Annotated in this window: 15 protein-coding genes; 6 read left to right on the top strand and 9 right to left on the bottom strand. The window is 55.4% G+C overall.

Annotated elements, in window-relative coordinates:
- Positions 1-73: 73 nt before the first annotated feature.
- Complete coding sequence (locus AAC076_RS03230) at positions 74-1,759, bottom strand: long-chain-fatty-acid--CoA ligase (RefSeq protein ID WP_339842936.1); 1,686 nt, start codon at positions 1,757-1,759, stop codon at positions 74-76.
- 207 nt (positions 1,760-1,966) lie between these two features.
- Between AAC076_RS03230 and AAC076_RS03225 the strand changes: the two genes are divergently transcribed.
- Positions 1,967-2,929 (top strand): alpha/beta hydrolase, encoded by a 963-nt coding sequence (locus AAC076_RS03225; protein WP_339842935.1) that lies wholly within the window; start codon positions 1,967-1,969, stop codon positions 2,927-2,929.
- A complete protein-coding gene (locus tag AAC076_RS03220; protein ID WP_339842934.1) occupies positions 2,916-3,386 on the top strand; it encodes a MaoC/PaaZ C-terminal domain-containing protein in 471 nt (156 codons plus the stop codon). Before AAC076_RS03225 ends, AAC076_RS03220 begins: the two co-directional genes overlap by 14 nt.
- Positions 3,387-3,426: 40 nt before the next feature.
- Here the strand turns inward: AAC076_RS03220 and AAC076_RS03215 are convergent, their stop codons facing one another.
- The 3 genes from AAC076_RS03215 to AAC076_RS03205 form a co-directional block, all read right to left on the bottom strand.
- Positions 3,427-4,605, bottom strand: coding sequence for a VWA domain-containing protein (locus AAC076_RS03215; protein WP_339842933.1), 1,179 nt, complete (start codon positions 4,603-4,605; stop codon positions 3,427-3,429).
- A 32-nt stretch (positions 4,606-4,637) separates the two neighbouring features.
- Positions 4,638-5,483: a MoxR family ATPase gene (locus AAC076_RS03210; protein ID WP_339842932.1), complete on the bottom strand. Its 846-nt coding sequence runs from the start codon at positions 5,481-5,483 to the stop codon at positions 4,638-4,640.
- 155 nt (positions 5,484-5,638) lie between these two features.
- Positions 5,639-6,712 carry a DUF748 domain-containing protein gene (locus AAC076_RS03205; RefSeq protein ID WP_339842930.1) on the bottom strand — a complete coding sequence of 358 codons (1,074 nt, stop codon included), beginning with the start codon at positions 6,710-6,712 and terminating at the stop codon, positions 5,639-5,641.
- Between the two features lie 116 nt (positions 6,713-6,828).
- Here AAC076_RS03205 and aceK point away from each other — a divergent pair, with 116 nt between their 5' ends.
- The 3 genes from aceK (at position 6,829) to AAC076_RS03190 (ending at position 9,849) form a co-directional block, all read left to right on the top strand.
- Positions 6,829-8,532: a bifunctional isocitrate dehydrogenase kinase/phosphatase gene (gene aceK / locus AAC076_RS03200; RefSeq protein WP_339842929.1), complete on the top strand. Its 1,704-nt coding sequence runs from the start codon at positions 6,829-6,831 to the stop codon at positions 8,530-8,532.
- Between the two features lie 306 nt (positions 8,533-8,838).
- Positions 8,839-9,045, top strand: a complete 207-nt coding sequence (locus tag AAC076_RS03195; protein WP_028615072.1) for a cold-shock protein — start codon at positions 8,839-8,841, stop codon at positions 9,043-9,045.
- A gap of 222 nt (positions 9,046-9,267) precedes the next feature.
- Positions 9,268-9,849: a TetR/AcrR family transcriptional regulator gene (locus tag AAC076_RS03190; RefSeq protein ID WP_339842928.1), complete on the top strand. Its 582-nt coding sequence runs from the start codon at positions 9,268-9,270 to the stop codon at positions 9,847-9,849.
- A 53-nt stretch (positions 9,850-9,902) separates the two neighbouring features.
- Here the strand turns inward: AAC076_RS03190 and AAC076_RS03185 are convergent, their stop codons facing one another.
- Entirely contained in the window at positions 9,903-10,277 is a 375-nt protein-coding gene (locus AAC076_RS03185) for an MFS transporter (protein ID WP_339842927.1), read from the bottom strand.
- 70 nt (positions 10,278-10,347) lie between these two features.
- On the opposite strand from AAC076_RS03185, the gene AAC076_RS03180 reads away from it, so the two are divergent.
- Positions 10,348-12,357 (top strand): S9 family peptidase, encoded by a 2,010-nt coding sequence (locus tag AAC076_RS03180; RefSeq protein WP_339842926.1) that lies wholly within the window; start codon positions 10,348-10,350, stop codon positions 12,355-12,357.
- On the opposite strand, the gene AAC076_RS03175 is transcribed toward AAC076_RS03180, so the two are convergent.
- The 4 genes from AAC076_RS03175 to putP all read right to left on the bottom strand — a co-directional run bounded on the left by AAC076_RS03175 (position 12,341) and on the right by putP (position 18,948).
- Positions 12,341-15,442 (bottom strand): multidrug efflux RND transporter permease subunit, encoded by a 3,102-nt coding sequence (locus AAC076_RS03175; protein ID WP_339842925.1) that lies wholly within the window; start codon positions 15,440-15,442, stop codon positions 12,341-12,343. The genes AAC076_RS03180 and AAC076_RS03175 overlap by 17 nt on opposite strands.
- Positions 15,443-15,447: 5 nt before the next feature.
- Entirely contained in the window at positions 15,448-16,626 is a 1,179-nt protein-coding gene (locus tag AAC076_RS03170) for an efflux RND transporter periplasmic adaptor subunit (protein WP_339842924.1), read from the bottom strand.
- A gap of 40 nt (positions 16,627-16,666) precedes the next feature.
- Entirely contained in the window at positions 16,667-17,302 is a 636-nt protein-coding gene (locus tag AAC076_RS03165; protein WP_339842923.1) for a TetR/AcrR family transcriptional regulator, read from the bottom strand.
- Between the two features lie 170 nt (positions 17,303-17,472).
- Positions 17,473-18,948, bottom strand: a complete 1,476-nt coding sequence (gene putP / locus AAC076_RS03160) for a sodium/proline symporter PutP (protein ID WP_339842922.1) — start codon at positions 18,946-18,948, stop codon at positions 17,473-17,475.
- Positions 18,949-19,054: the final 106 nt, after the last annotated feature.

Below are 19,054 nucleotides of genomic sequence, written 5' to 3'. Positions count from 1 at the left end.
GACAGAAAAGCCGCCGGTTTTATCCGGCGGCTCTTGCGATGCGCAGGCCAGGACGGCCCCAACTAAAGGCGAATCAGACGTCGCGCAACTCTCGACGCAGGATCTTGCCCACCGGCGTCATGGGTAGCGACTCGCGAATTTCAAAGTGCTTTGGCACCTTGTAACCCGTGAAATTGGCCCGACAATACGCCTTGAGTTCTTCAATGGTCAGGTCAGGAGCGCTGGGTACTACAAACAGCTTCACTGCCTCGCCAGACTTCTCGTCCGGCACGCCAATAGCGGCCGCGTTGGCTACCTTCGGATGCGCAGCAACCACGTCTTCGATCTCGTTGGGGTATACATTGAACCCGGAAACAATGATCAGATCCTTGATCCGATCAACGATAGCCACGAAACCGTCTTCGTCGATAATCGCAACGTCACCGGTCTTCAACCAGCCATCTGCATCAAAGCTTTCCTTGGTAGCGTCATCACGCTGCCAGTAACCCTTCATTACCTGTGGTCCCTTGACGCACAGCTCACCACGCTCGCCAATCGGTAACTCGTTACCCTCTTCGTCTGCAATTTTCAAAGCGGTCCCCGCTACCGGCAGACCCACTGTACCAAGGCGCGCAAGTCCGCCACCGGGGCTGGAGCAGACCACTGGTGAACACTCGGTCAGACCATAGCCTTCGCCGATCCGGCTGTTGGTTTTCTTTTCCCAGCGCTCGGCAGTGGCCTTGACCAGTGCGGTACCACCGGAAGTAGTACCCTTGAGGTGGGAGAAGTCGATCTGGTCAAACTCGGGGTGCTCCATCAGCGCCACGAACAGCGTGTTGAGGCCCATCATCGAGGAGAACTTCCACTTCTTCAGCTCCTTGACGAAACCGGGGATATCGCGTGGATTGGTAATCAGTACATTCTGGTAACCAGCCAGCATCATGCACATGCAGTTCGCCGTGAAGGCAAAGATATGATAAAGCGGCAGCGGACAGATAATGATCTCGCTTTCGTCGCCCATGATCTTTTCGCCGCTCTCATCTCGCTGCTGAAGATTGGCGTAGACCTGCAACATGTTGGCAACGATGTTGCCATGGGTGAGCATCGCACCCTTGGAAGGACCGGTAGTACCGCCGGTGTACTGAAGAACAGCTACGTCATCGTGGGTCTTTTTGACTGGCTTGAGAGTCTTGCCCTTGCCTGCCTTTAATGCTGCCTTGAAGGACACTGCCTGTGGCAGGTTGAAGTCAGGCACCATCTTCTTCACTTTCTTGACGACCGTGTTGACCAACCAGCCCTTGGCGCCAGGCAGCATGTCGCCCATACGAGCTTCAAACAGATACTTCAGGTCTGTGTCCGGGGCTACTTCCTCGACCAGGTGGCCGAACATGTTCATGTAAATCAGAGCACGGGCGCCGGAATCCTTGAACTGGTGGCGCATTTCACGCGAGGTGTACAACGGGTTGGTATTGACCACGATCAGTCCAGCACGTATTGCGCCGAATACGGCGACCGGAAACTGAAGTACGTTGGGCATCTGGATAGCAATGCGGTCCCCCGGCTGCAGATCAGTCTGGGTCTGCAGATAACCGGCAAAATCCGCAGACAGTCTATCGAGATCACCGTAGGTGATTGTGGTATCCATATTGGTAAAGGCAGGACGATCTGCAAACTGTTTGCAGGAACGCTCGAATACATCAATGATAGAACTGTACTGCGTAGAATCTATGTCGTTAGGCACGCCGGGCGGGCGTTTGTCACTCCAGAACGATGCTTCCATTATTGTTGTCCTCTTTCCCGATGTTGGTCTGGCAGGATGAAAATCGCGCTCACCCCGATTCAATTATTCCGCTGATCTTTTTCGCTGAACGAACAGGCTTGTCAGTCGGCTCACGTCTATGCGTAACTCTTAAAATTACCAGCATTGGACGAAAACACAAAACGCTGCCGCGTTTCATTTGGTATACGCACGGGGAGAATAATAATAATGCGCGCTCAAACCGATTGGTTGGTTACCACAGATCAGCAAAAGCTGTTCTTTTATAAATGGCTGCCTGCTGATGAACAGCCCCGCGCCTGGGTACTGATAAGCCACGGCATGGCGGAGCATGCGGGGCGTTACCGCTGGCTCGCAGAACAGTTGAACAACGCCGGGTACGCTGTACTGGCCCTGGACCAGCGGGGCCATGGTCAGAGCATTGCTGATCAACCGGGACACTTCGCTGACTCCGATGGCTGGCGCAGGGTGACTTCCGATATCGGCGCCCTACGCCAACTGGCATTCACCTTGTCCGACGGCCTTCCTGTGTTTCTTCTGGGTCACAGCATGGGCTCCTATATCGTGCAGGGACATCTTCTTGACGACGGGGATGGACTGGCTGGTGTGATTCTCAGCGGCAGTAATGCTCATCCTCCTGCACTTAGCAAGGCGGGCAAACTTGCAGCAGTCATCGAAGGCCGGCTGCGTGGCTGGGGCAAGCCTGCTCGGACACTCGGCAAACTGAGCTTTGGTCAGTTCAACAATGCTTTTCGGCCCAATCGAACCGAGTTCGACTGGCTTACACGCGACCCGGACCAGGTTGATGCTTATGTAGCCGACCCCTTGTGCGGCTTTGATTGCACGGCACGCCTTTGGCAAGACTTGTTCACCGGTCTTCTGGAAATCGCCGATCCCAGGCGCCTGAGCCGGATACCTTCAGCTTTGCCCGTCCACATCATTGGCGGCAGCGTTGACCCTGTAAGCGCCAACGGGGGGCTGGCCAAACTGCAGCAGCGACTCATGGATGCAGGGCTGACAGACGTCAGTTTGCAGTTGTATGATGACGCGCGTCACGAAATATTCAACGAAATCAACCGTGAGCAGGTAGTACAGGACCTGCTTGCCTGGCTGACACAACACATGCCGGCCACCACCTACCCCACCCTGGAGCCTACCGATGTCCCAGCTTGAAAACCGTACATACGATGAATTGACGCCGGGCGAAAAAGCCTCTGTGACCCACCTGGTCACTGAACGGGATCTGACTCTGTTCGCGGCAGTGTCCGGTGACGTGAATCCGGTCCACCTCGATGAAGCCTTCGCCGCTGCCACCCCTTTCAAGGGTCGTATCGCCCATGGCATGTTTTCCGGTGCACTGATTTCCGCTGCCATCGCATGCGAGCTACCCGGACCGGGCACCATATATATCGGACAGGAGATCAGTTTCATGCGGCCGGTACGGCTAGGCGATGAGATTCGGGTGGAATTGGAAATACTGGAAAAGTTGCCGAAAAACCGCGTAAAAATAGCTACACGGGTTTTCAATCAGGACGACAAGCAGGTAGTAGATGGCGTGGCCACGGTAATGGCGCCAACCGAGAAAACTCGTATTGAACGCCCCGCCCTGCCTGAAGTGAAAATCGGGTAAAAGCTGGTGGGCTGGAAGCCTTCCGCTTCCAGCTAACGCCTTACTTGCTCAGGAACTTCATTCCCTCCTCAAGTCCTTCCAACGTCAATGGATACATCCGGTCCTCGATCAGATCACGCACAATGCGCGTCGAGGTGGTGTAGTCCCAGGTGTCCCTGGGGTACGGATTAATCCAGATCATCTTCTTGTACTTCTCCATGAAACGCTGGATCCAGACATGGCCGGCTTCCTCGTTCCAATGCTCGACACTGCCGCCGGGCTGGGTAATTTCGTAGGGAGCCATGGCGGCGTCGCCCACGAAGATAACCTTGTAGTCCGGGCCGTACTTGTGCAACAAGTCAATGGTAGCCGTGCGCTCATTGGTGCGGCGCAGATTGTTCTTCCATACCGACTCATACGGGCAGTTATGGAAGTAGAAGTATTCAAGGTGTTTGAACTCGGTTCTGCAGGCAGAAAAAAGCTCTTCACACACCTTGATATGCGCGTCCATCGAGCCGCCGATATCGAATAAAAGCAACAACTTCACAGCATTGCGTTTCTCCGGGCGCATCTGGATATTCAACAAGCCGGCATCACGGGCGGTGTGATCAATTGTGCCGTCGATATCCAGTTCGTCGGGTGAGCCCTGACGGGCGAACTTACGAAGGCGGCGCAGGGCGACCTTGATGTTGCGCGTCCCCAGTTCGACCTGGTCATCGAGATTCTTGTACTCGCGCTGGTCCCAGACCTTGGCGGCCTTGCCCTGACGCTTGCCGGCATCACCGACGCGGATGCCTTCGGGGTTGTAGCCGCCGGAGCCGAATGGGCTGGTCCCACCGGTACCAATCCATTTGTTGCCGCCCTCGTGGCGCTCCTTCTGCTCGTCCAGACGCTTCTTGAACTCTTCGAGCAACTTATCCAGACCGCCCAGGGATTGAATCTTCTCCCTTTCTTCGTCGGTAAGCATTTTCTCGAATTCCTTGCGCAGCCAGTCCTCCGGAATCAGCGCCTCAAGCAACTGATCCAGATTCTGCAACCCATTGAAGTAGGCGCCGAAGGCACGGTCGAATTTGTCGAAGTGGCGCTCATCCTTGACCATTACAGTGCGAGCGAGATAGTAGAACTCGTCCATATCGGCAAACACGACATGGTGCTTGAGCGCACGAATCAGATCGAGCAGCTCGCGCACCGATACCGGCACCTTCGCTGCTCGCATTTCATTGAACAGGCCCAAAAGCATGGGCTTCCCCCTTTCTCAACGTATCTGTCGTCTTAGCGGTTCTGACGACGTGTCATGAATGCCAGGCGTTCGAGCAACTGGACGTCCTGCTCGTTCTTGATCAGCGCGCCATAAAGCGGCGGAATGGCCTTGGTCGGATCACGATCACGCAATACCGCTTCTGGAATCTGGTCGGCAAGCAGCAGCTTGAGCCAGTCAACCAGCTCTGAGGTGGAAGGCTTTTTCTTCAGGCCGGGAACCTTGCGCACGTCAAAAAAGATATCCATTGCCTCAGCCACAAGCTCCTTGCGGATTTCCGGGAAATGCACATCGACGATCCGCTGCATGGTGGTGCGATCAGGGAAGGCAATATAGTGAAAGAAGCAGCGGCGCAGAAAGGCGTCGGGAAGTTCCTTTTCGTTGTTCGAGGTGATGATGATAATCGGACGCTGCTTGGCCTTGATCGTCTGATTAGTCTCGTAAACGTAGAACTCCATCTTGTCCAGTTCCTGCAACAGATCGTTGGGGAACTCGATGTCGGCCTTGTCGATCTCATCGATCAACAGAATGGAGCGCTCCTCAGACTCGAAGGCCTCCCAGAGCTTGCCCTTCTTGATGTAGTTGGCAACGTCATGAACCTTGTCGACACCCAACTGGGAGTCACGCAAACGGCTCACTGCGTCGTATTCATACAGGCCTTGATGCGCCTTGGTTGTCGATTTGACGTGCCAGGTAATCAGTTTCATGCCCATGGACTCGGCCAGCTGCTCGGCGAGCATGGTCTTGCCGGTTCCGGGTTCGCCCTTGACCAGCAGGGGCCTTTCCAGCGTGATGGCGGCGTTGACCGCCAGTTTCAGGTCATCTGTGGCTACGTAGGAAGGGGTACCTTCGAATTTCATTCCGGCTGTCCTCAAGGTAAGTCAGGGCCTGGCGTTGCCTGGGGCAAGCAACACCAACAAAGTTGACTACCGACTATAACGTGAGCGCGGGCGCAGTGTGAACCGGGACGTAGTATTCAGTCACTGAATGATCCGCTGCTCCCATCCTGCGCAAATCAACCTTCCCCGGGCTCGCGACGGTCGAAGCCGGAGTTGAAGGCTTCGATGAACCCGTTTCGCAAAATACCGAAAAACGCTTGCAAAGGACTGACTTCTGTATCGTCCAGGGTACCGCCAAGGGTAACGCGCGTGGCCAGCTGATCCTTGAGCTGGTTCTTCAGGACAGCTTCACCGCCTCCAACCAAAGCCTCCCACATGCCACGTAGAACCCCCTTGTCACTGTTCTGGATGTCCTGCTCGAAATCAAAAATCTGCACATCACGCATTAGCGGTTTTACATAGCCCTGGAGCTCTCCGTCTTCGACTGACACTTCTATTACCAGCTCGCCGCTTCCAGCCTGAAAATCAAAATTGCCATAGACCGAAGCAAAGTCATTGATCCGCGGCAGTTCAACGTCAGTGACACGTAATCTGAACGCGAAGTCTTCCATACGTACCAGTGGATCGAATGCGGCATGCGCCTCTATCGGCGCATGCCCGAGAAACATTGCAGTTCCTTCCAGGGAAGCATCGCGCGTTCCTTCAAGGTCTTCAGCGGTGCTGAGGTTATAAATAGTCAGATCAACATTATTGGCATAGAGATTTACCTGTGGCTCGGTACTGAAGTTACGAAAGGCCAGCACGCCATCAACTACCTGCAATTCGTTCATCGTGATCGGCAGTTGGTCCTGAAGGGTTTCTCTCCAGTCCACGCCCTCCCCGGCCTGCTTGTCCTGCTCGTTCTGCGCATCCACAAAAGTCAGTTCAGGCCCGGTGAAACGAATCACAGAGACCAGCGCACGCTGCTCCCATAATGCTTTCCAGCTGATGGCAATATCAATCAATGGCGCCTCTAGCAGAGGAGCCTGCACATCACCTTCAATCTTTTCGATTCGCAGGTTGTGCAATTCATAGGCGCCTCGCCACCAGTAAAGCTCCACTCCCTCGACGCTACCGGTGTAGTCGCCCATCTGCGCCATGTTTTCATTCAACAGGTAGCGCACCAGGCTGGCCAATGACAGATGCAGGATCACCAGAAGAATAATGATCACCGCCAGCACACCATAGGTGACCCCGTATTTCTTTCTCATCATAGCTCCCTGTATTCCGCTGTTTTAACTGCAATGCCTGCTTGAAACTCGCCCTTTCGCCAAGATGCGAGACTGGCTATCCTGATTGCACTCTCCTACTCAGGTTCGATCACGCCATGCCTTTCAGCCCAGCTACCCTCGCCCAACACATTCTCGACGGATTCGACAGCTACCGCCAAGGCTTCCGCGAGGTCACTGCCGGCGCTCGGCGACGATTCGAGGAGGCACGCTGGACCGAGATTCAGGAAGCTTCGACCCTGCGCATCAACCTGTACGAAGAGTGCGTGGCCGCCACCTCGGCTGCCCTCGAGCACAACGAGGCTGCGAGCAACGTCCTTGACGTTGCAGTGTGGCCCCAGATTCGACTCGCCTATATAGAACTTATTGCCCAACGTTTTGATGACGAGCTGGCAGAGACTTGGTTCAATTCGATTTTCACCAGCCTGCATCATCATGATCAGATTAGTGATGAGACCATGTTCGTGCATACCACTCGCCCCCCGGGACGTCCGCCCTCACGCATTCCGCTGACGCGGGGGTTCATTTCCGACGGATCCCTGGACAATCTCGTTCGCCAGGTGCTTGACGAGCATAACTTCAGCACACCCTGGGTCGACTACGACAGGGACTGCCAGATGATTGTGGAGCACCTGAAAAAAGGGCTGCCGGAGTGGGCGCAAAATGATCGCGGCCTGACCATCGAGCTGGTGCAATCAGTATTCTACCGCAACAAGGGCGCCTATCTGGTGGGACGCGTGCTCAGCCAGAATGAGCAATGGCCTTTCGTCCTGCCCCTGATTCACCAGGACAATGAAGGTATCAGCGTTGACACCTTGATCACCGATGAATCCCAGGTATCCATCATCTTCTCCTTTACGCGCTCCTATTTCATGGTTGATGCGCCTGTACCCGCAGAGCTTGTGGCGTTTCTAAAACAATTGCTGCCAAGTAAGCATATAGCTGAGCTGTACACGGCAATCGGCTTTTACAAGCAGGGCAAGTCAGAGTTCTATCGCGCCCTGATTTCCCACCTGGCTACCAGCGAAGATCGTTTCATGATGGCGCCCGGTGTGCGCGGCATGGTGATGAGCGTATTCACCCTCCCCGGCTTCAATACCGTATTCAAGATCATCAAGGACAAGTTCGCCCCGTCCAAGAACATCGACAGGGCAACAGTCATTGATCGTTACCGGCTGGTGAAGCGACACGACCGAGTCGGACGTCTGGCTGATACACAGGAGTTTGCCGACTTCCGTTTCCCCCGCGAGCGCTTCGAGCCGGAGTGCCTGGCAGAGCTTCTGGAAGTCGCTGCTTCAACCGTAATAGAAGAAGGCGATCAGATATTGGTACGCCATTGCTGGACCGAGCGCCGCATGACGCCCTTGAATATTTACCTGGAGAACGCCACAGAGACCCAGACTGGTGAAGCCCTGCTGGACTACGGAAAAGCCATCAAGGAACTGGCTGCAGCCAATATCTTCCCGGGCGACATGCTGTTGAAAAACTTTGGTGTTACCCGGCATGGCCGAGTCGTGTTCTATGATTACGATGAAATCAGCTATCTGACCGAAGTGAACTTCCGACACATTCCCGAGGCAATGTACCCAGAACAGGAAATGGCTTCCGAGCCCTGGTATTCGGTCGGGCACAATGATGTGTTCCCCGAGGAATTCCCCGTATTCCTGTTTGCCGACATCAACCACCGCAGGCAGTTTTCCAAGATTCATGGCGATCTGTTTGACGCGGATTACTGGAAAGGCCTGCAGGACCGCATAAAGGATGGACAGGTGTTGGACGTATTTCCTTATCGCCGGACCTAATGTACGGATTCCGACGAATGGCAGCCTAATTACAAATTAATTTCGCTTCAGGGGTGTTATTTCTTCAATCTGTCGTATACTGAGTTTCGTTCATTTTGTACCGCAAGCATTGAAACAGCGCGGCGAAAGCCTCGCTTGACAAGGTCTGCACTAAGGCGCAAAGTGAGCGCGTAGGTTTTCAAGATAGAGTAGTAGGCTGCAAGCGCACTTTTCAGTACGTAAGTTTGTCATTCTCGTAATCTTTGATTCCCCGCGCTTTAATTGAGCAATGCTCAAGTTTTTTTAATTTGATAGGAATTATCCGAAATGGCAACTGGTACAGTTAAGTGGTTCAACGACACTAAAGGCTTTGGCTTCATTACTCCAGACGGCGGTGGTGATGATCTGTTCGCCCACTTCTCCGAAATCAAGGTTCAGGGCTTCAAATCCCTCGCCGAGAACCAGAAGGTGTCCTTCGACATCACTACTGGTCCTAAAGGCAAGCAAGCTGCAAACATTCAGGTTATCGGTTAATTCCGAAGCTTGACTGAAAAACCCGGCTCCGGCCGGGTTTTTTATTGCCTGAATTTCAGCCTCATGCGTTCTCTTGCGCCGCAAAAAAAACTCGCCTGAATAGACCTTAAGTCGTACCCTATGGGCCATCAGAAAGGCCGTTTGGGGACCACCCGGCGCAGCTTTTACCCGTGTTGCCTTTTCGCAACCCGCCACCAGGACGTCTAAGAGGGGGTTTCCGCAGTGGAAAGCACCGAGTCAAAAAAAACCGAAGATAACCGCAGACTGACGATCTTCCGTGCCGCCGAAGCGATTGTCAGTGAGCGCGGTGCATCTCAGCTGACCTTTTCCAGCCTGAGCGAACGCACTGGCATCGAACAGGCTGCACTGGAAACGTTGTTTCCAGATCGTGAAGCCCTGCTGGCCGCCATGATCGAACACCGGCTGGAGCGGTTCCGGATTCGCTGGAGAGCTTATGAGAGTGTTCTGCCAGACGAACCCATGCGCGAGCTCAAATCGCTGCTGTTGAGCAACCTGAGCGAGTCGAATGAAGAAAAGAATCTGGACTCTGCGATACTCGCTGCAGCTGCCAGCAATCCGGAGTTACTGCAGACCACTTCTGACGATGTCCAGGGGCTGTTCAATATACTGGCTGAGTCTCCACTGGGCCTGGCCCAGGCAAGTATTCTGTTCTTCTCGGTAAGGGGTTACAGACTATTTGAACAGATCGGCATCTGCCCGATGACCGACCTGCAGCGTAGTGAGTTTCAGGAGCAGATCATGCGCCTTGCCAGAACGCTGTACGAGCAAAAGACCGAAGAGTAATTTCTAGTGCGCGCCACTGCATTGCGCAGTGGTGGCTTTTCAATCAGACGCCTTCAGTGCTGGCCTCGAGCATATCTGGTTTCAATCGGACGCCATCGAATCCAGGCAGCGCGCAACAAGGCGAAAACGATATATATTGCCAGTGCCACGCCCATCACCAGGCTAAGATCGCCCAGCATTCGCGCCTCGTTCTCTCCGGTATTCAATATCGCATCAAGCAGCAGGATGATTGTTCCTGGAGCCTGTGTTGTTCCCATCGGGTCGACCTTGACTGGCGTGAACAAAAGCACTGCCATCATCACCCACAGCGGCTCGCGCACAAACCACCAGGCAATCCAGCTGGTCATTTTCCACCAGACCAACCAGCCACATGCCGCAGCCGCCAGGTAGACAAGCCATACTGTTTCGTACTCTGATTCGTTAAACATCGGGCATGTCACCGTCGCTTGATGGAGTGTGCAGCTATAATAACTTTTTTATCCGAGGAGTCCCAACCCGATGCCAATACCAGCCCGCCGCGACACTACCGCCGATCCTTATGCCTGGCTAGAGGAGCGCGACAGTCCGGATGTTCTGGCATATCTCAACGGCGAGAACGAACTCACCGAAAACTGGTTGCGCGAAAACGACGATCAACGGGAGGCTCTTTTCAACGAGATCCGCGGCCGCATACGCGAAACCGATCTGTCACTGCCAGGCATATGGGGGACCTGGCTGTACTATCAGCGCACTGAAAAAGGCGCCGAGTATCCTCGCTTCTATCGCTGCAAGCGACCTGCTGATGACAGTCTCGAGATCGACAGCGCCAGTGAGTCCTTGTTACTGGACCTGAACGACCTGGCTGGCGAGGGATTTCTGCAACTGGGTGATTATTCAATCAGTCCTGACCATCAATGGCTGGCTTACAGCCTGGATCGCCAGGGCGACGAGGTCTATACGCTTTACCTGAAAAACATCACCAGCGGCGAGGTCACCGAACTACCGCTCGATCAGGCCGACGGCAGTCTGATTTGGGCTGCAGACAGTGCCTTTCTTTTTGCAATCAGCATGGACGAAACCTCGCGTCCAGCGCACCTCTGGCGGCTTCACCCACAGCATGCTCCAGCGCACCTGTTCCACGAGCCGGACCAACGTTTCTATCTGCACGTCTATCGCAGTAGCTCTGAACAATGGTTGATGCTCGCCAGTTCAAGCAAGAACACCAGCGAAATACAGATACTGCCCGCTGATCAGCCTGAAGGCGCCTGGAAAGTCATGGCGCCCCGCGTTGATGGGCATGAATATCATGTGGATCATGGCCCGAATGGTCTGCTGATCCGTAGTAATGCTGAAGGTGAAAACTTCTGCCTGTACCACGCGGATCCAGAGCAACCTGAACAGGCACAGTGGCAACGCCTGGTGGCAACCGATTCAGACCGCACGCTTGAAGACTTCAGCGTACAGGCTGCAGGCCTGCTGTTGCATTATCGTGACCAGGGGCTGGTCACTCTGGAAGTGCGCCCCGCTGACGCACCAGACTATGTGGTGAGCATGCCTGATGCGGTCTACAGCCTTCATGTACAGGGCGGAGAGGAATACCAGAGCAACCATGTGCGCCTGCGTTACGAGTCGCTGAACAGGCCCGCCCAGATCCTGGCACTGCATATTGCCAGCGGCACACAAAAGGTACTCAAACAGGTACCGGTTGAAGGTGCGTTCGACGCTGAGGATTATGAAGTCGTTCGAGAATGGGCAATCAGTGCCGATGGCGCCCGTGTTCCAATCAGCCTGGTCAGGCTGCGAGGTACAAACGCCGAACCCGCGCCCCTCTATCTTTACGGCTACGGTTCATATGGGGCGAGTATGGATCCCTGGTTTTCCCATGCACGCCTTTCATTGCTGCAACGGGGTTGGCAGTTCGCGATTGCCCACGTCCGCGGTGGCGCGGATCTGGGTGAAGGCTGGTATCAGGCAGGTAAGCTTGAGCACAAGGAAAATACCTTCAGTGATTTCATCGCCTGCGCAGAGCGTTTGATAGAAATCGGTATTACCAGTAAACGCCAGTTAGTCATCGCTGGCGGCAGCGCCGGTGGCCTGCTTGTCGGCAATGTAATCAATCAACGTCCCGGTCTGTTTGCGGCGGCAGTCGCTGACGTGCCCTTCGTCGATGTATTCAATACCATGAATAATCCGGAACTCCCGCTTACGGTGGGTGAGTATGAAGAATGGGGTGATATGCGCGATCCAGTGGTGGCTGCACGGGTCAAGAGCTACGCACCCTACGAGCAGGTCAAGAGACAGGACTACCCTGCCCTGTTTGTCACCGCCGGCTACCACGACATGCGCGTGCAATACTGGGAAGCCGCCAAGTGGGTGGCCAAGTTGCGTCATAGCAAGACTGACCACAATCCGCTCCTGCTGCGTACCCAGATGAGCGCAGGCCATGGCGGCGCCAGCGGACGCTACCAGGCCATGCGCGAGTTGGCCGAGGAGTACAGCTTCCTGCTGTCGGTTATTCCCGACGCCTGAAGCCGCGCTGCTCCAACAGCATGTAGAACACCGGTACGAAAATCAGTGCCAGGGTACTGGCGGCAAGCATGCCGCCAACCACCACTGTTCCAATCTCCTGACGGCTGACCGCACCAGCACCGGTGCTGAATGCCAGCGGCAGACTGCCGATAATAAAGGTCAAGGCAGTCATCATGATCGCGCGGAAACGCTGGCGCGCCGCGGTCAGAGCCGAATCAAAGGGAGACATCCCCTCCTTGCGGTTCTGTGCGGCGAACTCGACGATCAAAATTGCATTCTTGGCGGCCAGACCAATAAGTACCAGTAGACCAACCTGAAAATAGATGTTATTGGGGAACCCCCGCAACATCGAGGTGACCACTGCACCAAAGACGCCAAAGGGAATCGCCGTAGCCACCGCAAGGGGTAGGCTCCAGCGTTCGTACTGGGCGGCCAGAATCAGGAATACCATCAATATGCCCAAGGCAAATGCAATCGCTCCGGAGGAGGCCGAGTCCAGCAATTGGTAAGCCTCGCCCACCCAACCCAACTGCGCCTCTGGCCCCAACACTTCGGCAGAAACGATGCGCATCGCCGCAAGCGCGTCGGCAGTGTTATAACCGGGCGCCGGATCCGCACTGACCTTGGTCGCCCTGTATAGGTTGAAGCGGCTGACGCTATCGATACCCTGGGTACGTTCCAGATTCACCACGGAGCTCAACGGGACCAACTCACCGCTGCCGGCACGGACGAAGACCTTGCCAATATCCTCCGGGGCACTACGGAAGGACGACTCGGCCTGCATATTGACCTGCCAGTTACGGCCTTCAAGGGTAAAGTCGTTCACATACAACGCGCCAAAGGTGCTGCGCATGGTGACAAAGATGTCATCAATCGCGATGCCCATGGACTTGGCCTTGTCCCAGTCCACGGTGGAATTGTAACGCGGCACACCCACATTAACTGCAGCTCGTACATTGACCAGTTCCGGCCGCTGACTCGCGGCGGCAACCAGTTTATCGGCCACTGCCTTGAGTTTGCGCGGGTTACCCTCGCCCAGGAGCTGCAGATAGCCCTCCACGCCACCTGTCAGTGACAGCCCCATGATGGGCGGTGGGACGAAGGCAAAAACGTTGGCTTCCTGCAACTGCGCACCCATACCGGCGATCCGGTTAGCCACCGCCTGAGCACTGTGTTCCTCGCCTGGACGCTCGTCCCAATCAATCAAGGTAACAAAGGCAACACCGGTGTTGGTACGCAATCCGCGATTGAGAATATCGAAGCCGGCGAAGCTGGTTACGCCTTTGATCTCTTCCATGCCCACAATCTGCTTGCTGATTACCTCACGCACAACCTCCGTTCGGCCCAGAGCTGATACCGGAGGCAATTGGTAAACAGCCAACAAAAAGCCCTGATCCTCCTGTGGCACCAGTCCGCTGGACATGCGATCGAGCAGAAACACGGTTGAACCGATCAACAGAACAAACAGGGCCAGCGTGATCTTTACATGCGTCAGCATCCAGCCAACCACCGCAGCAAAACCATCGGTAAGACGATCGAAACCATTATTGAACCAGGCAAAAGCCGGAGAAGGTTCAGTTTGGTCCCTGTCCAGAAGAATCGCGCACATGGCGGGCGTCAGCGTTAGCGCGACCACGCCAGAAAGCGCTACAGATACCGCGATGGTGACCGCGAACTGACGGTACAACTCTCCACTGAGACCGCCCAGAAAGCCCACCGGGGCAAATACCGCCACCAGCACCAGAGTTGAACCGACCACGGCACCGGATACCTGCTGCATGGTTTTGCTGGCAGCCTCATAGCTCGAAAGCCCCTCCTCCTTGATCAGTCGCTCGGCGTTTTCCATGACGATGATCGCGTTATCCACGACAACACCAATTGCCAGGATCAGACCGAAAAGTGTCAGGAGATTGACCGAAAAACCAAACAGCTGCATACCCGCAAAGGTACCGATCAAGGAAACCGGAATGGCCACCAGGGGTATGAGGGTAGCCTTGAGATGCTGCAAGAACAAAAAGGTGACCAATAATACGAGGGCAAGTGCCTGGATCAGCGTAATAATCACTTCGCGGATCGACACGTCAATAAAGATTGTCGTGTCGTAGGGAATACTGAATACCAGATCCCCGGGGAAGTCTTCGGATATGCGCTGCATTGCCTGGCGCACGTTTTCGGCTGTTTCCAGGGCGTTGGCGCCTGGCTGGAGATAAATACCGATCGGCACCGCATTCTTGGCATTGAATGTGGCGCTGAAGTCATAGCTCTGGGCACCCAGTTCGGCGCGGGCAACATCGCCAAGGCGCAGGGTGCGTCCGTCCACATCTGCGCGCAGAATAATCTGCTCGAAGTCCTCGGCTGTAACCAGCCGACCAGGGGTACTGACACTGTAGGTAAAGGTCTGACCCGGCGGTGCGGGCTCCGCGCCAATGCGGCCAGCAGCAAATTGGGCATTCTGCTCGCGCAGCGCCGCGGCAACATCACTGGGCGTCAGACCGTACTCAGCCAACTTGTCAGGCCTGAGCCAGATACGCATCGAATAGTCCTGCGCACCAAAGAGCGCCGCATTGCCTACGCCGGGCAGTCGGACGAGTTCGTCCAATACATTCAAGAGCGCGTAGTTGCTGATGTCCAGGGTGCCGAGCTGCTCCTGCTCGGAGGATAGGGTAATAACCTGCAGAATGGACGTCGAACGCGCCTGTACCTGCACGCCCAGATTGCGGACCTCCTGTGGCAGACGTGCGGTGGCCCTTTGCACTCGATTGTTGATGTCGATAGTTGCCTGATCAGGGTCAGTGCCAATCTGAAAATGCACAGTCAACTGCATGGCGCCGGAATCCGCACTGTAGGATTCCATGTAGAGCATGTTATCGACGCCGTTGATTGCCTGTTCCAGCGGCGCTGAAACGGTTTCAGCTATTACCGTGGCGCTGGCACCCGGGTAGCTGGCCTGGACCACGATCTGCGGTGGGACAACCTCGGGGTATTGTTCAACCGGCAGTTGCGCGAGTGACGCGCCGCCAGCTATCAGGATCAGAATCGAGAGGACAGTCGAGAAAATCGGCCGATCAATAAAAAATTGCAGCATGCGGACTACTCTCCCTCTGCGCGCGCGGCCGTGGGCTGGTCCGTATCAGCATTGGTAATCCGGACCGTCACGCCAGGCATCAGGCCGACCTGACCATTGACGACAACACGCTCACCGATCTGCAAGCCACCGCTGATCACCTGGCGCTCATCAATAACAGGCCCAAGTTCAACCGCACGCCTTTCGACTGTTTCATCATCCTTGACCACCCATACCAGCGGACCCTCGGCGTCAGCACCCACGGCACCGGTAGGCACCAGGATTTCATCATTGAATTGGCGCAAGACCATACTGACTCGAACGAACTGACCCGGGATAAGTTGCCTCTCGGGATTGTCGAATACGGCACGCAAAGTAATGGTGCCGGTGGCACTGTCGATACTGCTCGATGTAAAGTCGACCTTCCCTGGCAGGGGGTATTCGGAACCATCAGCCAGCTCCAGAAGCACTGTACCGCTGACACTGTCGTCCTTGAGCTGCGCGGCGCGCTGCATGGCGGCATCCTGTTCAGGCAAGGCAAAAAGTACATGCACTATGTCCTGCCGGGTAATCGTGGTCAGCAGAGCACCGACCGCCAACACGCTACCCTCGGGCAGCACTTCCAGACTGGTGCTGCCGTCCATCGGCGCACGGACCTGGGTATAGGAAAGATTCAGTTGCGTTTCATCAAGTCGCGCTTCGGCTTCGGCCAGGCCTGCACGGGCAAACTCCAGCTGCGAAATCAGGCGGTCTCGCTCACTGGCACTGATAACTCCACGCTCAAAAAGTTTCTGCGCCCTATCCCACTCACGTTCGGCCTGGCGCAACTCGGCAATGGCGTTGGCACGGAAGGCCTTGGCCTGTTCCGCAACAATCTGCAAAGGCTCGGGGTGAATAATGAACAGCAGATCCCCTTCCTCGACCTGGGCTCCCTCGCGGTAAACACGTTCCTGTAACACGCCAGAAATACGCGCACGAACCTGCACCTCCCTTGCCCCGCGTATGCGTGCTGGGTATTCGCGGGTCAGCTCAACATCCGCGCGCGTGACCTCTTCCACGGTAATCTGAGCCGCAGGCCGTTGTTGCGTTTGTTGAGCGGCATCGTCACTGCAGCCAACCAGCATTCCGGCGATCGCCATAGCGACGACGAGGTGTACACGGGAAGCAGCCAGGAAAGCTGCGGATCCAGGGATGAAACTTTGCATAAATCACTATCGCTCAATAAGGGTAAAAAATGACTGCTGTTTAATTGTTCTGATCCTGCGGTTTCAGAACGCCGTAAAGAACCATGTCCAGCAACTGTTCGGCGATGTCGTCGAGAGATTCATTGCGCCCTGAAATGCGATTGACCAGTACGCTGCCATAAGCAAGATTACCAACCACATCAAGCATCTGTTGGGGATCGGCTACCCGGCATCGGCCACTGTCTATGAGCTGTTGATAGACATCGATCCAGGCCTGTCGGCGCATATCCGAATAGGCGAAATAACGCGGCTGACCTACCCGGCGAAACTCCGCGGACTCATGCACAAAAAGCTCGATGGCCTCAGGATGGGACTGGAAGAAGGCCATATACGCCTTGAAGCCCACACGCAGATGCTCCAGGGGATCCTTGATCGGACGAACCGCATCATCTACCTGAGCGGTCAAACGTTGCATGACATCCTCAACCGCGGCCTGAAACAATTCATCCTTGGTGGGATAGAAACGATACACCGTTCCTTTGCCTACCTTGGCCATATCTGCAATCTGTTGAACTTCGGTGCAGCGGAAACCCTGCTCGGAAAACACCTTGATAGCCGCCGACAAAATCTGCCCACAGCGCTCTGCTGCGGGCATACGAGCACGTTTGGCAGATAAATCTGTGGACTCGGGGGACATACCTCACTCTCGGACTGACGCGTCAGTCAGTATTAGAAGTCAGCGAGAGCTCGAATGCAAGATTGAGAACGGGAAAGACTGTTGCGCAATAACCCACTGCCAGGGCTGGCAGTGGGTTATCAGGTCGATATATCAAGACGGGACGGACAGCGCCGCCCCGCCTGGACCGCTTAGTAGCTGTTGGCTACTTCATCAAAGGTTTCTTCGATGGTGCTCGACGGTGGAGGGCTCAGCAGAGTCGCAACGACGATGGCGATAGTCGCCAGGATTACGCCAGGTACGATCTCGTACAACCCGATGGTGTCGATCTGCTTGTACACCACTACGGTGATACCACCAACGATGATACCGGCCAGCGCACCATTGCGGTTCATGCGCTTCCAGAACAAGGACAGGATGACTGCCGGACCAAAGGCTGCACCGAAGCCGGCCCAGGCATAGGATACCAGGCTGAGAACCGTGCTTTCCGGGTTGAATGCAAAGACCAATGCCAGAATCGCGATCCCCACAACTGCAAAGCGACCTACCCAGACCAGTTCCGTCTGGGTGGCGTCACGACGGAACAGTGCCTTGTAGAAGTCTTCGGCAAGCGCGGAGGAAGACACCAGCAACTGCGAGTCAGCAGTAGACATGATGGCGGCCAGTACGGCAGCCAACAGAATACCTGCCACGATTGGATGCATCATCGCTTGAATCAGCGCCAGGAAAACAGTCTCGGCATCGCCGATTCCTGCTTCGCCCAGATATCCGATGCCTACCCAGCCAACCATCAACGCAGCCACCAGACAGATCGCTGTCCAGAGCACGGCAATGCGGCGAGCCGTCGGCAGCGCTGCATCATCACCAATTGCCTTGAATCGCGCGAGGATGTGCGGCTGGCCGAAGTAGCCCAAGCCCCATGCGAGCAGGGAAATAATCGCAACAAAACCCAGAGGATTGCCTTCGACATCGTTGAAGAAGGTCAGCAGTTCCGGATTGCTTGCCGCCATAGCCGCCTGCGCACTGCCCCAGCCGCCCATGGAGTTAAGCGCCATGATCGGAACAATTACCAGGGCTGCGGCCATTAGCAGGCCCTGGATCACGTCGGTCCAGGACACAGCGAGGAAACCGCCAAAGAACGTGTATGACACGATGACCAGAGTACCGACTATCACTGCTGTCTGGTAATCAAGGCCAAAGGTACTTTCAAAAAGTTTACCCGCTGCAACCAGACCGGAGCTGGTGTAGAACAGGAAGAACAACAGAATGAAGATGGCCGAAATCACCCGTAACGCGCGACTCTTGTCTTCGAAACGGAATTCGAAGTAAGCCGGCAGGGTCAACGAATCGTTAACCGCGTGGGAGTAGACGCGCAGGCGCCTGGCGACAATCAGCCAGTTGAGATAAGTACCCGCCAACAGACCGGCTGCAATCCAGGTAGCTTCATAGCCCGCGGCCAGTGCATAACCGGGAAGACCCAGCAGCAACCAGCCACTCATATCCGATGCGCCAGCCGATAATGCTGCTGTGCCCGGGCCGAGGGAGCGTCCGCCCAGAATATAGTCGGACAGGTTGGTGGTTCGTTTATAGGCGACGTAGCCGAGGGCTAACATCACCGCGATGTAGACCGCGAAGGTCGCACTCACAATGCCAATGTTACCAGTCATGGGTTCTTCTCTCTTTATAGTCGGACAATCCCTGTCCTGTTATTGGTATGGGGAAGTACTTATCAATTCCCTCTGCTCCACGGCGCCAGTACTGGACTGACGCGTT

Origin of the sequence: uncultured Halopseudomonas sp., assembly GCF_963977355.1 — a bacterium.
In the GTDB taxonomy this organism is placed as follows: Bacteria; Pseudomonadota; Gammaproteobacteria; order Pseudomonadales; family Pseudomonadaceae; genus Halopseudomonas.
This window is presented reverse-complemented; position numbering and strand designations above follow the sequence as displayed.

What these genes read in the sequence shown, in the direction of transcription:
- AAC076_RS03230 (WP_339842936.1), bottom strand. Translation starts at nt 1,759, where the DNA reads ATGGAAGCATCGTTCTGGAGTGACAAACGCCCGCCCGGCGTGCCTAAC.
- AAC076_RS03225 (WP_339842935.1), top strand. Translation starts at nt 1,967, where the DNA reads ATGCGCGCTCAAACCGATTGGTTGGTTACCACAGATCAGCAAAAGCTG.
- AAC076_RS03220 (WP_339842934.1), top strand. Translation starts at nt 2,916, where the DNA reads ATGTCCCAGCTTGAAAACCGTACATACGATGAATTGACGCCGGGCGAA.
- AAC076_RS03215 (WP_339842933.1), bottom strand. Translation starts at nt 4,605, where the DNA reads ATGCTTTTGGGCCTGTTCAATGAAATGCGAGCAGCGAAGGTGCCGGTA.
- AAC076_RS03210 (WP_339842932.1), bottom strand. Translation starts at nt 5,483, where the DNA reads ATGAAATTCGAAGGTACCCCTTCCTACGTAGCCACAGATGACCTGAAA.
- AAC076_RS03205 (WP_339842930.1), bottom strand. Translation starts at nt 6,712, where the DNA reads ATGAGAAAGAAATACGGGGTCACCTATGGTGTGCTGGCGGTGATCATT.
- aceK (WP_339842929.1), top strand. Translation starts at nt 6,829, where the DNA reads ATGCCTTTCAGCCCAGCTACCCTCGCCCAACACATTCTCGACGGATTC.
- AAC076_RS03195 (WP_028615072.1), top strand. Translation starts at nt 8,839, where the DNA reads ATGGCAACTGGTACAGTTAAGTGGTTCAACGACACTAAAGGCTTTGGC.
- AAC076_RS03185 (WP_339842927.1), bottom strand. Translation starts at nt 10,277, where the DNA reads ATGTTTAACGAATCAGAGTACGAAACAGTATGGCTTGTCTACCTGGCG.
- AAC076_RS03180 (WP_339842926.1), top strand. Translation starts at nt 10,348, where the DNA reads ATGCCAATACCAGCCCGCCGCGACACTACCGCCGATCCTTATGCCTGG.
- AAC076_RS03175 (WP_339842925.1), bottom strand. Translation starts at nt 15,442, where the DNA reads ATGCTGCAATTTTTTATTGATCGGCCGATTTTCTCGACTGTCCTCTCG.
- AAC076_RS03170 (WP_339842924.1), bottom strand. Translation starts at nt 16,626, where the DNA reads ATGCAAAGTTTCATCCCTGGATCCGCAGCTTTCCTGGCTGCTTCCCGT.
- AAC076_RS03165 (WP_339842923.1), bottom strand. Translation starts at nt 17,302, where the DNA reads ATGTCCCCCGAGTCCACAGATTTATCTGCCAAACGTGCTCGTATGCCC.
- putP (WP_339842922.1), bottom strand. Translation starts at nt 18,948, where the DNA reads ATGACTGGTAACATTGGCATTGTGAGTGCGACCTTCGCGGTCTACATC.